General features: G+C 53.6%; 8 protein-coding genes. 1 reads left to right on the forward strand and 7 read right to left on the reverse strand.

The features are described 5' to 3' along the window. Position 1: 1 nt before the first annotated feature. The 6 genes from KQI79_RS17790 to aspA form a co-directional block, all read right to left on the reverse strand. Positions 2–1,018 carry an ADP-ribosylglycohydrolase family protein gene (locus KQI79_RS17790; RefSeq protein ID WP_216539634.1) on the reverse strand — a complete coding sequence of 339 codons (1,017 nt, stop codon included), beginning with the start codon at positions 1,016–1,018 and terminating at the stop codon, positions 2–4. A gap of 59 nt (positions 1,019–1,077) precedes the next feature. Then, entirely contained in the window at positions 1,078–1,809 is a 732-nt protein-coding gene (locus KQI79_RS17795) for a GntR family transcriptional regulator (RefSeq protein ID WP_216539635.1), read from the reverse strand. Between the two features lie 90 nt (positions 1,810–1,899). After that, on the reverse strand, positions 1,900–2,601 hold the full coding sequence (locus tag KQI79_RS17800) for a M50 family metallopeptidase (protein WP_216539636.1): 702 nt from the start codon (positions 2,599–2,601) through the stop codon (positions 1,900–1,902). Positions 2,602–2,620: 19 nt separating this feature from the next. After that, complete coding sequence (locus KQI79_RS17805; RefSeq protein WP_216539637.1) at positions 2,621–3,958, reverse strand: MFS transporter; 1,338 nt, start codon at positions 3,956–3,958, stop codon at positions 2,621–2,623. A gap of 146 nt (positions 3,959–4,104) precedes the next feature. Next, positions 4,105–5,538: an NAD-dependent malic enzyme gene (locus KQI79_RS17810; RefSeq protein WP_216539638.1), complete on the reverse strand. Its 1,434-nt coding sequence runs from the start codon at positions 5,536–5,538 to the stop codon at positions 4,105–4,107. A 57-nt stretch (positions 5,539–5,595) separates the two neighbouring features. Then, on the reverse strand, positions 5,596–7,020 hold the full coding sequence (gene aspA / locus KQI79_RS17815; protein WP_216539649.1) for an aspartate ammonia-lyase: 1,425 nt from the start codon (positions 7,018–7,020) through the stop codon (positions 5,596–5,598). A 260-nt stretch (positions 7,021–7,280) separates the two neighbouring features. Between aspA and KQI79_RS17820 the strand changes: the two genes are divergently transcribed. Further along, positions 7,281–8,921 (forward strand): hypothetical protein, encoded by a 1,641-nt coding sequence (locus KQI79_RS17820; protein WP_216539639.1) that lies wholly within the window; start codon positions 7,281–7,283, stop codon positions 8,919–8,921. 425 nt (positions 8,922–9,346) lie between these two features. Here the strand turns inward: KQI79_RS17820 and KQI79_RS17825 are convergent, their stop codons facing one another. Next, complete coding sequence (locus tag KQI79_RS17825) at positions 9,347–13,687, reverse strand: S-layer homology domain-containing protein (RefSeq protein WP_216539640.1); 4,341 nt, start codon at positions 13,685–13,687, stop codon at positions 9,347–9,349. Positions 13,688–13,821: the final 134 nt, after the last annotated feature.

Consider the following 13,821-nt stretch of genomic DNA (forward strand, 5'->3'; position numbering starts at 1 on the left):
GTTACCCCCCGCTCACTTGATGCAATCCTTTCGCCAAGCGGCCTAAATCCATCTTGTTTCGCTCGTTGATGATGCTGAGGTAGCTTTCCGGCAGCGATCGGCTGCCGTTCAGCGTACCTGCGATCGCCCCGGCGATCGTCGCCACCGTATCCGTATCGTTGCCGATATTGACGCCGCCGTAGATCGTTTCCATCGTGTCTCCCTTCGCGGCAACGAAAAGGCCGAAGGCGGCCGGCACGGCTTCCGCGACATGAATGCCGCTGCCGACATAATCGGCGATATCGCGCATTGCCTCGTATACGGAGCCGCTCTTGGCCGCAAGATCGATCGCCAGCTCCATCCGTTTGTAAACCGACGGTCCGGCGACCGTGATGCCAAACTCCTTGCCTCTTCGCTCGCCTTGCTTCGCTCCGTACAACCCGGCAAATACAATTTCGTCGACATCCGCGTCGTCTTGCATCGCCCTGCTCACAGCCGCGGCGACGGCGCAGGCGCCGGAAATGGACAAATGATTGCCATGCGTAGGCAGCGATGCGACGACGGCATCCTCGATCGCTCGATCGAGATCTCCCGGGCGGATGAGGCCGATGGGAAACATGCGCATAGCCGACCCGTTCGTTGCCCTGCCGTTGTTGAGAATCATATCGCTTGCGACAGGAACGCCGTTTTCCTTCCAAGCGGTAATGGCCGCTCTTGTCGTCGGCCCGGCAAACGGAACGAAGTATTCGTCATGTTCGGACCATTCGATCAAGCCTTCCATGACGACGGCCTCCGTTACCTCTCCCCGATGGCGTATAATCGCTTCGGATATGAAATAGGCAAGGCTGAAATCGTCCGTCACCTGGCCGGCAGCGTTTCCCTTGGCGAACGTATCCGCAGGCGGGTTCACCAATTCCTTCACATATCCTCCGAAGTAATCGATAATTTGCTCCGTAGTGCGCATTTCCGTTGCGGCGCCCATCGCGTCTCCTACCGCCGCGCCCAAGATGCCGCCCAATATTTTTTCGTATTTGTCCATTTCCAGTCTCCCCTTCGATGCATACCGCCCCGCCGTCTTCACGGGCCGCGGGGGCGCATTCAATAATCGGTATTGTTGAAGCGGACCACCATGCTGTGAACGTCGGATCGAATGACATTTTCGCAATATTCAAACGGCGTTTCTTCATCGACATAGGTTAAGCGGCGAACGAACAAGATCGGATCGTTGCGTCTTACATTCAGATGCATGCTCGCTTCTTCCCCGCATAACACCGCGGTAATCGCTTCTTCGGCATGATGGAATCGGATGTCCGTCTTCTCGCGGATGAGCCGGTAAAGCGACACATTATCGCGCACATCTTGAAAAAAATCGATGCCGCATACCATCTTCTCATTCAAGTAGGCGTCTTCCAACGCGAGCGGAATGCCGTCGGCGTAACGGATTCTTTTCAAATGCATAATCGGCTGCCCGATGGACATCCGCAATTGTTGCGCCAACTTTTGATTCGCTGTCCGCCTCGTTACTTCCAACACTTTCGTTTGCGATACGGAACGGTTTTTCCTTATGTTTTCCGTAAAACCGTGCAGCCGGTTATGATCCCGGTATTGAACGGGGATCGATTTCACGAACGTTCCTTTTCCTTTTTGCGTATAGAGCACCCCGTTGTACACCAGTTCGTTGATCGCCTGCCGTACCGTAACCCGGCTAACCCCGTATTTTTCCGCATATTCGAATTGGCTCGGTATCATATCGTCCACCTGATACACTTGATTCACGATGTCGTCCAAAATTTTGTTTTTCAATTGCTTGTACAGCGGCGTGTGGTCCATTATCAATTCCCTCCTTTCATGTTAGCTTGATATAATGATAATACAAGTTGTGCGGAATTTGAACTCTTTTCCATTTTCATAGCGAATTGGTTATTGGAACGATCCGGTCAAATGCCGATCCCGCGTCTTAAGGCTGCGCTTCCCGATGACCGCCATAACGGACAAGACGCCTAGGAAAGCGGCCTGGGCAAAGAAAAACAACCCCCAAACGATCGCCGGAATCCCCGTCATCCGGGCCAAATTCGCGGCGTCTCCCGCTCCGTCGGGAGCCAGAATGCTGAGCGCTAAAATATCAAAGGCGGAAACGACCGAACTGATCAACAGCAGAACGTATAAAGAGAACGTGATCGAAGACAGCTTCTTCCCATCTTTCATCCGCATCGTGAAAAACAGCAGCAGCGAGAAAATGATCAACCATAATATGCCGTAAAAATTACGCACCCATAACAATAAATTGACAACGGAAAAAAGGAACAGGACGCCCAAGATCACTTTATCCTTCTTCCACCGCCATAAATACGCAAAAAAGACAACGGCCAGAGAGGAAAACACATAGCCCGCGATGCTCGTAATCAATCCTCCCAAATAGGATCTGGATCCGGTGAGCGTCACCCCTTCCGCATTGGCGAACAACTCAATATAATATACTTTGCCGCTCATCATCAATACGGCCAATGCGTGCCCGCTCTCGTGGATCATCGTATCAATGACGCGCAGAAATGCGCCGATAACCGGCAGCTTCATCAGAATGACCGTCGCCAATACGAGAACGGTATACTTTACTATTTTCAAGACGAACCTCTCCTCCCCGTTACCTGACCGCTCCTTGATCGCGGTCCTTGGCTGCCGGCACGCCCTCCGGCTGCAGAGGCCGAACCAATTGCCTGCGCAGGAACAACCACGATACGATCGGCGAACTGCCGATCGCGAGCATCAGCCCCGCCATCGCGAGCGGCGACTTGGTCAGCGCCACGACGGCTATAAACATAACGGTACCGAAAATTCGGCCGATATTCAAGCCGGTTTCGCGGAAAATAACGTACTCGACGCGATGTTCCGCGCTTTCCTTCGTCCGCCCGATCGCATCGAACGAGGCCGACGTAATCGGAATGCCGTACAACGGATAGAACAGGGCGACGCTAATCCCGAAAATCAGCAATGTCGTAAAGTTGATTTTGATAAAGAAAGGCAAAATGGCCGCCGTGATCGCGAGCGACCCGATAAGCATCGATCGGCTGCGCAGCGAAGGTTTCATCCAACGCCCGGCGAAATAGTAGGCGAGCAGCGACACGGCCGAAGTAAGGAGCGAATAGTTTCCAACCTGCAGTTCCTTCTTCGTGGCCAAATATACCATCAGACCGATGAGAAACGTAAAGACCCCTTCCCTGACCCCCTGCGCGATAAGCGCCGGAAAAACATGGCGCCACGGACTGTCCCGCTTGCCCAGCTGCCGAAATGCGTGCAGCCATTCGAACCTGTCTTGCACCGGCCGTTTTTTGAGAAAAAAACTGAAAATGACGGCGACGATAAACGTGACGAGCGACATGGTGAAAATAACGCGGTATCCCGTTGTATTGCCGGTTCGGGCAATCAAAAATCCCGATACCCATGGCGCGATCATGCTTGCCAACGAGCCGAGCAGGCCGGACCAGCCATTGAAGCGATCCCGGTTTCCCGGTCCCGTCGCTTCAAAATAGACAACATTGAACGCGACCCAGAAAAGGGTGAAAGCCAGACCCTGGAGCGCGCCGAGCGGCACGATGTATACGGCGGCCCGCTTGCCGAAGAATAAGACGGATAAATAAAACAAGGCCGAGAGGGCGACGCCGAGACGCAAACAATTCATCTTATTATGTTCCTTCACCCATTTGGCGATGGCCCACATGCCGAGCGCGCTCGCCACTTGCTGCGATAACGCGAACCAGCCGATGACCAGAAGATCCGATTTCGCTTTCCATAAATAGACGTTGATGAAGGTGCCCGAGAGCGCATTGGCGACCGCGAACAAACCTTGAATGACCAATAAAAGCACCGTCTGCTTGTCCAAACGTCCCGATTCGCCATGCCCGCTTCGTACGGCGTTTCCTTCAACGATGCCGCCTGCAACCGTTTTGTTCGTTATGAAAGTTCTTTGTTTGCTTTTTTGCATTGCTTCTCCCTACCGTCTTCCTTTTTTTGCGGCAATTCTCATTTAAGATGCCCCAAAATACGGCAAAGAAAACGTAGAAAAGAAAATAGACCGGCGAATCGGTCTATGAAAGCAATCTATTAAAATGCGGCGAAACGGCCCTCCGCTTACGGCTTGGCCGCCATCTCTCTTCCTTTGCGGCGGCGGGCGACGCCCGATTCGTAGGCGGCTTTGATAACGGCCGATTTCACTTTGTCCACGACATTGCTGTTGAATACGCTCGGAATAATATATAGTTCGTTTAGCTCGTCCTCCGTAACGACCGAAGCGATCGCATGCGCGGCGGCGAGTTTCATGCGTTCCGTAATTTTCGAGGCCCGGCAATCCAATACGCCGCGGAACATGCCCGGAAAACAGAGGACATTGTTAATCTGATTCGGATAATCGGAACGGCCCGTAGCCATAACGCGGACATACGGTTCGGCTTCCTCCGGCAAAATTTCCGGCGTCGGGTTCGCCATCGCGAACACGATCGGGTCCGGAGCCATATTCCGCACGTCGACAGCCGTAAGCACTTTCGGTCCCGACAAGCCGATGAATACATCCGCCCCTCCGATCGCTTCCGAGAGCGGCCCTCTGACGAGATGCGGGTTCGTATGTTCGGCATACCATTGCCATGCAGGGTTGTCATACGCCTCCCCGCGAACGAGCGCTCCCGCCCGGTCGACGCCGACGACGTTGCGAACGCCGGCAGCAAGCAAAATTTTGGTGCAGGCGATACCCGCCGCGCCGATGCCGCAGACGACGACTTTGCAATCGGTCAGCTTCTTGCCGACCACCTTGACCGCGTTGAGAAGACCGGCCAGCAGAACGACGGCCGTGCCGTGCTGGTCGTCATGAAACACGGGGATATCCAGTTCGTTCATTAACCGTTCTTCGATTTCGAAGCAGCGCGGCGACGATATATCTTCCAGATTAATGCCGCCGAAAGCGGGGGCGATCGCCTTGATCGTTCGGATAATCTCTTCCGTGTCCTGCGTGTCAAGACAGATCGGGAAGGCGTCTACGCCGGCCATTTGTTTAAAGAGCATCGCCTTTCCTTCCATGACCGGCATCGCCGCCTCCGGACCGATGTTGCCGAGCCCGAGCACGGCCGTGCCGTCCGACACGACGGCAACCGTATTGCGTTTAATCGTCAATGTGTGCGCTTTCGAACGGTCTTCGTGAATCGCTAGACAAACGCGCGCGACTCCCGGCGTATACACGCGGGATAAATCGTTTCTGTTCTTAATCGGCTGCTTCGGAGTCGTTTCGATTTTCCCGCCGAGATGCATGAGAAATGTCTGATCGGACACATTAATGACCTTAACCCCGTTCATCTTCTCCAATTTGCCTACAATTTCGTCCGTTTGCGCCGGATCGGCTACGTTCACCGTAATATCCCGCGTCGACGTCGTCTTCCCTACGCGATAGACGTCAATGGCCATAATATCGCCGCCCGCGTCGCTGATCGCGGTGGCGATTTGCCCGAATGTAACGGACTCCTTATGCATTTCCAACCGTAAAATAATATTCGTATCCGCGCCAGTGGAACCGGCCACACCCAATCACTCCCGCAATAATAAATTTGAACAAGAGCTCTTCCGAATGTTTCAACTTCAATGCTTATGCGCCAGGCTTGACCCGGCAATGCCGGGATGAGTCATTTCGAACGGATCGAGGATGCGATCCAGTTCTTCCTTCGATAGCAGCTTGCTTTCCAGACACAGCTCGCGCACCGACCGTCCGGTTTGCGCGGCCTGCCGGGCGATTCTCGCCGCCGTCTCGTATCCGAGGTACGGATTCAATGCGGTAATGATGCCGAAGCTTCGCTCCACATATTGCTTGCACACTTCTTCGTTCGCTTCGATTCCTTCGACGCAATGCGTTCGGAACACCTGAAACACCTGATTCATCAGCCGCAACGATTGCAGCAAATTGTACACCAGCACAGGTTCCATGACATTCAATTCCAATTGTCCCGCCTCGGAGGCGAGGCAAATCGTATGATCGTTGCCGATCACTTGAAACGCCACTTGATTGACGACCTCGCACATGACCGGATTCACTTTGCCCGGCATAATGGACGAACCGGGCTGCCGGGCGGGCAAGTTGATTTCGTTCAAGCCTGCGCGCGGCCCCGAAGCCATAAGACGCAAGTCGTTGGCCACCTTCGACATATTCATCATGCATACTTTGAGCGCGGCGGACACTTCCGTATAAGCGTCCGTATTTTGCGTGGCGTCGACCAAATGTTCGGCGGTAACGAGCGGAAACCCGCTCAGTTCCGCAAGCAATTCCACCACTCTCCGGATATATAGCGGATCGGCATTGAGTCCCGTGCCGACTGCCGTAGCCCCCATATTCACTTCGTATAAATGGGTTCTCGTTTGCTTAATCCGCCCCAGATCGCGTTGCAGCACCCGCGCGTAAGCGGCAAATTCCTGACCGAGGCGAATCGGCACTCCGTCTTGCAAATGCGTGCGCCCCATCTTGATAATGCCGTCGAACTGCCGGGCCTTGCCTAGAAACGCTTCATGCAATTGACCCAAGGTCGCCAGAAGTTTCTCGATGAACGTGAGCGTGGCGATATGAACGGCGGTAGGAAACGCGTCGTTCGTCGACTGAGCCATATTGACATGCGTATTGGGGCTAACGACGGCATAGTCTCCCTTCTTGCCGCCGAGCAGTTCGATCGCGCGGTTCGCAATCACTTCGTTGGCGTTCATATTCATGGATGTGCCTGCGCCGCCTTGAATCGGATCGACGATAAATTGGTCATGCCAGCGCCCGGCAATCACTTCATCGGCCGCTTGGACGATCGCCCGCCCGATCGATAGCGGAAGCCGTCCTGTCTCCATATTGGCCAAGGCGGCCGCTTTCTTGACCAAGGCCATCGATTTGATCAGTTCCTCGTCGATCCGATAGCCGGTAATCGGGAAATTCTCCGCGGCTCTGATCGTTTGGATGCCGAAATACGCATCGGCGGGAACCTCTCTCGACCCCAGAAAATCAGACTCGATTCTTACCGTTTCATTTGCCATCATAAGCAACCTCCACGTTGTCCTTTTATTTATAGTGTAACAATATTTTCGTCGATTAGAAAGATTTATTGTATCAATTAATTTTATTTTTCAGTACGTTTCCATTATATGTTGAAGTTGTTCATTGGATTACAGCTTGTTTGACCGATAACAAATATTACTAAATTGGAACGATTTTGACTTTCCTGTGCTGTAAACTTGTTTTTCCCTATGAGGCCTTATACAATCGACGATAGATTGAAGAAAGAGAGGGGAAAGCCGTGTTTGAACAAAGATTGAACGAAATCGTCTTCCATACGGCATGTATGGCCGCAAGGCGGCCGCTGCGCGAAAGCGGATTATGGCATCACGGAGACATTCGCAACAATTTTTACGATGCTTCCTATATCATTGCCGCTGCCGCCGATACGACAATGGAATTGCCTTTTGATCGTATGGAAGCGGTAGAACGGGCGGAACGGGTTTTGCTGCAAGTGGTGCGGCTGCAGGATCGAACTCCGGGAAGCGCGACCTACGGACATTGGCCGCTAGGTCTGGATCCCGATCCCGCCGAAGCCAAGCCGAATCCGCTTCCTGCGGAATTGATGGGGCTGCTGATGGCCTATTTTGTGAAACGTTATCGGCATGTATTGTCCGAGTCGCTGCAAGCGGAATTCCGAATTGCGTTCGAAACGTTGTATCGGAGCGATTTTTATCGAACGCCGCTTTACCATTATCATCATCACGAGGCGAAATATACCGCCGCCAAATTAATATACGGAACGATGTTCGGCGATGCCGGCTTGCTCGACGACGGTATCGCCTGCCTGAAAGCGACGCTGGACCGGATCAAATCCGCAGGGATGACGGAATACGGGTGTTTGCCGTGGTTCTGGCATTGGATTCAGGCTTTTGCATGCGCATTTCATTGCGTGGAGCGGCAGGATATCAAGGATATGCTCGCCGAAATGCTCGATTTTCTATGGGAAGAACGGGCGGCTTTTTATTGGAAAGGAACTTGGATCGGAGCCCATTCCCGCGGGCTTGCGCATGATATTCCGTCCGATGGGAACGTCTTGTTCGATTATGTCCAATTCGGCGACTTTTCTTTCCCGGAAACCGTCCCGCGCGTGGAATATGCAGGGCTGTTGTTCTATCCCGCCCCGGATTCCGTCCGGGCCCTGGCCGTCGGGCGATCTTTCCCTGCGGAGGTCAAGAAGCTCGTTCCCCCCAAGCCGGAAGCCTCCGCTTACGAAACGTTACATAGTTATGTATACGTAGAAGAACATTACGCGGTCGGAGGCATGTGGGAACGGACGTTGGAATTCGACAACGAGCAGCATCGATGGAGCGCCACTCTGCCCTTAACGGGAAACGGGGACGCCAATAAAGCGTTTTTCTTTCATCCCGGGGCAGGCTTTGCGGGCGAAGATTCGGCTGATTGGAGACATCAGAGCGAAGTCGAGGAAGTTTTGCTGCACCGCAATGTAGTCATGGCGCTGTACCCTATTTCCGACGAAGGTCCGGACTATATCGTCGGATGTTTGCCGAAAGGGCGCTGGCTGGACCAAGACCGCGCCATATTCGGACAGTGCGGGGACGTGTATATCGCGGTATACCTGATGCAGCCGTATCGGATGACGCTGACGGACCGGGCATGGCGGGTGATCAGTCCCGGCCGCGCCAACGGCGTTGTGATGGAGGTCGTGGATGGCCGGGCAGCCCGGCAGGCGGGAATGGCGGATCTGGAGTCGTTTGCCTCGGCCAGACTTGCCACAAAGGCCGTATTCGATCAGGAGAAACTTGCTGCACGCTATGAAACGACAAACGGAGACGTGCTGGAGCTCCGGTGCGATCGCCGCGATGCGGTCAAACGGAGCGTGAACGGCGTCCCCGTTCGTTTTGACGGGTATGAGCGTTAGAGGGGGCGGCGGTTCACGCTTGCCGCAAATGCGGCTTGGCTTCTGCGGGGCGGGGGTGCCTCTACGGTCAACTTATTAATCTTCATCGGCCTTTTGTCGAAATCCCCTTCCCTCAGAAGCCGGTCGTTGCGAGTATTTTCAGCCTTCTGTCGAAATCCCATTCACTCAGAAGGCTGATTTTTCCGTTCAGGCGACAATCGGCAGTTGCTTGAAGTTCTTTGCGATATCCCTTTTGTATTTGGGTCATTAAAAGGGCTTATTTATCCGCCCCTCTGTCCGACTGATTCAAGGGGATATCGACAGAAGGCGGCATGAGCAGATTACCGGGACAAGCGAGCACTAGTTTACGCGGGTGCCTTTGGATACATAGTAAAGAGAGGAACCAACCCCAAACGGCTGGTTCCTCTTTTCATGTTATTCCTTTTTTAATTCGCAATGGCGGCAAGGATCAATTTGACCGCTTCCGCGCGGGTTGCCGGATCGTTCGGCGCGAACTTCCCGTCGCCCCGGCCTTGAATCAGTCCCGCGTCATAGGCTGCCGCGACGTACGGCTCGGCCCACGCCGGTATGCGATCCGCATCCGCAAAGGATGCTTTCGCCTGCGGATCGACGTCAAGCGCTAGCGCTCTCACGATCATGACTACCAATTCCGTACGCGTGATTTCGAGCGCAGGACGGAACGTTCCGTCTTCATATCCTTGAATGATACCGGCGCCGGCCGCTCCGGATACGTACGGTCTAGCCCATTGCGGAATGGTATCTTTATCGGCGAAATCGGCATCCGTCCGCTGCTCCCACTTCAGGGCGCGCCCCAGCATCGCGGCAAATTCGGCACGCGTCACTTTGCCGTTCGGACGGAACGTTTGGTCCTCGTAGCCTTGAACGATACCGAGCTTCGCCGCTTGCTCAATCAACGACGCCGCCCAATGCGTATCCGTGTCTATAAATTTCGGCGCTGGCGCCGGCTCAGGTTCAGGCTTGCTTCCTTCGTCCGTTTCGCCTGTCTCCCCGCCGGTTCCCGGCTCGCCCTCCGTCTTTTTATCTTGATCCTCATCCTTGTCGTCCGGCTTGGAAACGACAGGCGTCGAAGGTGCCGACGGGTTCGGCGTTGAGGCGGACTCAGCTTTCGTCTTCTGCGTTACGCTTGGCCCGTCCGTACTCCAAGTTCCGAGTTCGTTGCTTGCCTCCACCTTAAACGTATAGGTCGTGTCCGTATTCAATCCGGTTACTTGATACTGATAGACGGTACCCGGCACCGTGGACAGTTCGGCGCCGTTCTTGAAAATTTTGAACGCTGTCACTTGGGAAGCGTCGATCTCGCCCGACCAGGACAAGTTCATTCCCGACTTCGTGACATTGCCGGCCGTTAATCTGCCGTTCTTCCATGTCGGTACGTCCGCTTCGGGAATCATGCTTGCTCCGAACGCTTCGATCGCGGCGTTCAACGCCGCTACGGCCGCATCGATTTCCGCCTGCGTCACTTCTTCCCTTTCCGTCACCTGCTTCGCCGCCTCGATCGCCAAATGGAATTCCATGACGGCTTCCGCCGGATATTGTCCCGGCTCGGTTCCTTCCACAGCGCTGCCATATACCGCTTGTGCAACCGATATCGCCTCTAGCAGAGGCGTTTTATCGACAGGCGCGGAAGGATCCCGAATCACCGAAGATTTGAAGGATTCCACCGCATGATGCAAAGCCGCCATGGCATCGTCGATCTCCGTTTGCGTCACCCCCGCTTTATTCACTGCCTCCTGCGCGATCGCAATCGCAACGGCTAAAGCAGACTTGGAGCCTTCCGGATATTGCCCCGGTTCGCTTCCTTCAACGGCGGCATCATGTATGCTTTGCGCTTCCGCGATCTCCTGTTCCAAAGCCGCCTTATCGACGAACCGCACCGGAATCAAGAGCGGATCTGCGGCAATGCTCTCTAACTCATCCGACAAAGCGTACTTGATATTGTCGAATGCAAAGGTGCGTCCGTTGGCGGAGTCCCATAAAAACCCAAGCACAATCCGGTCAAAATCTTTAATACCTGTCGTTGTTTTTACCAGTTGGCCGTCAATGTACATCTTTAAATCGATGCCCGACGTATAGTCCCATTTGAATTCATGCCAGCCCTTGCTTCTTTCTACGGAAGTTTTCTCCCATGCTTGCGAATTGCCGCTCGCCCGAACCGAATAATAATCGAGAGAGCCGTACGTCGAACTGCCGTCATAAAGTACGCCCATTCCGGCCAAGAGCGTACTTCTTGCATTTCCGACATGCGCAACAACACGCGTATTGCCCGACTTGGAGCCGTCATCATACATCATCATGGTAACAATGCCTTGTTGCTTCGATCCGAATAGCTTTTGAATCGCGTTGCTGCCATCGCCTTTCACGAATAAGGCGCTTTGTCCGCCGTGATATGCGACCCGATCCGATATGGTTCCCGTTTGGATCTGCGTACCCGACTCGGGAACGAAGTCCCCCCAACCCGCTTCGAAGCTTTGCGAATAAACTAGATCTTGATATTCCTGCACAAGGGCGGTCACTTCAACCGACTCTGCATCGGCAACATTGCCGTTTGCATGCAGCGTTCCCGTCTGCGAATCGACAACGAAGCGTTCATCGTTCGTCGTATACCGAACCTGATAGAAAGGCGCATGCTCCATGGCAATGCCATCCTCGGTCATACCGTCGATCCGAAGCCGGACGGCAGGATTCGCATCCGATAATTCGGTATCGTCCGTTGCGACTTGATACGAGACGATGGCCGACGCTTCATGAACGGTGACAGTCGCTTGAGCGCGAATATCGGGATCGACGGTGCTTTCGGCCGTAATCATCGCTTCGCCCGGTTTCATTGGCATAACGAAACCGTTCTCGCTTACCGTTGCCACTAACGGATCGCTGCTCGACCATTTGACGCCTTTGAACCACGCATTTTGCGGCGTAATCGTCGCCGTCAATGTTTTGCCTGCTGCCTGCGCATACAAGTCCAGCGTGCTATGGCTCAGCGTCAACGACTCCGGCAAAATTTCAGGCGCTTGATTCACAGGCTCGTCATTCGAATATTCATGCGCCCCGATATCCGTTCGTCCGTCCGTTAGCGGATTGTCAAAAAAGTCTTTCGCAGCCATTGGCCACACGGAAGGCGTCATGCCGCTCATGTCCAGACCTGCATGAATCGCCGGAGAATCCGGCAACAACTTGTATCCGTTCAATTGCTCGACATCGAAGATATCGTTCGCCGCATCGATAATATCTTTGGGCTCTTCTCCCGGTCTGGCGAATTTCGGACTTTGGAAAATGTTATCCTCGAACGTTACGCCCGCAAAAGCCGCATCCTTGATGCCCGTTCCAGGATAGAAAATATTGTTCTTGATTTCCCCGCCGGCAAACGAGGTTGCGCCCATCGGCGTATCCGCCTTGGTATAAAAAATGTTATTGTACATGCGGGCATAAATGCCGGATTTATCGAAAATTCTCGTTTGGATATTGGAATCCGTGAAGAACGTATTGTTATGAATAAGCGGCGCATCGCCCGCGGATTTGGGCAAATAGTGCAGCAGGTATCTGCCGTCGCCGTCGTTAACGCTTACATTATAGCGAACGACCGAATTCGTGGACCCGCCCATAAACAGAATAAATCCGCCGCGGTTGCTATGGCTGTAATTATATTGATACAACGTCCCTTCGCAAAACATATCGATGTCAAAGGCTTGCCCGTCGTTATAGCCGTAAATGCCGCCGTACACCTCGTTATACTGCATCACCATATCTTTGACGCCGATGACCCACAAGCCGGCATAGTTGACGTTGCCGACATTTTTGGCCGAATGTTTGACGACCGTGTTGTATTCCATTCTCCCGTTCTCGCCGACATTGCTCATGACGAAGCCGTCGCCTTGCACCTCTTCCACATAGTTGTTGTTGAAAATAACATTCTCGAACACTCTCGGGAAATTGGCGTTAATATCGCCTTCTTTATACAAACCGGCGTTCCGGATCCCCTCGATATCGACCCGCTTCACAATATTCCCTTCCACAAGCACATCGGAAATATTGCCGAGGATGAGGATGCCGCCGCTGCCGATTTTCCACCCTTTCGGATTGCCGTCCACATCGTGAATATAATTGTTCCTGATCACAATGCCGCGATGCGGATTGGCTTCCCATTCCTGTACCGTAGTCGAGGCGGTGCGGATATTGATGCCCGCGCGTTGCGACACAACATCGGGATTGAAGTTCGTCAATTCGAAATTGGAAAATTCCAAATAGCTCCCGTCCACCACATCGATCGTTGCGGACATCGTTTTGTCTTTGACGCCGGTATAATTTTTAATAATGGCAGACTCCTCGGTCGTTGTCGTCCCGTTCCCGTTGATTTGCGGGCGGCCGTCCTCCTCCCAATTGCCGTAAGAACTGAAAACGATGGGTGCTTCTTCAGTGCCGGATGTTTTTCTAAGCTTCAAAGAACCGTTCCAAACATCTCCCGCCTTGAACAAAATACGATCCCCGGGCTGGAACTTCATGCCGTTTACTTTCTCCAGCGTCGCCCAGGCACGGTCTTCCGCCATGCCGTCATTCGCATCGTCCCCGCCGGTGCTGCTTACATAATATGTATTGCCTGCCGCAAGCGGCGTCCGGAGATTTCCGGCATCGGCAGGAAGCGCTTCGGCCGCCGCCCCGATCCGTCCCGGAATAACCAGCATGGCCATAAGCACCAAGCTTAGGAACGTTGCAGCAAATTTACGCATCATTTCGGTCTTGCGATTGTTCATGTTCGAACCTCCTCATATAGTATTTCTTGAAGGCAGTTTTGAGTTTACTTCCAGTCCCCTAGGGGACTGGCGGCCGCCTTCAAAATTTCCAGTTGATCTTTGAAAAATAAATTTGGGACTGGACTTTCCGGAAT

Source organism: Paenibacillus sp. MSJ-34 (assembly GCF_018918005.1).
Lineage (GTDB): Bacteria > Bacillota > Bacilli > Paenibacillales > Paenibacillaceae > MSJ-34.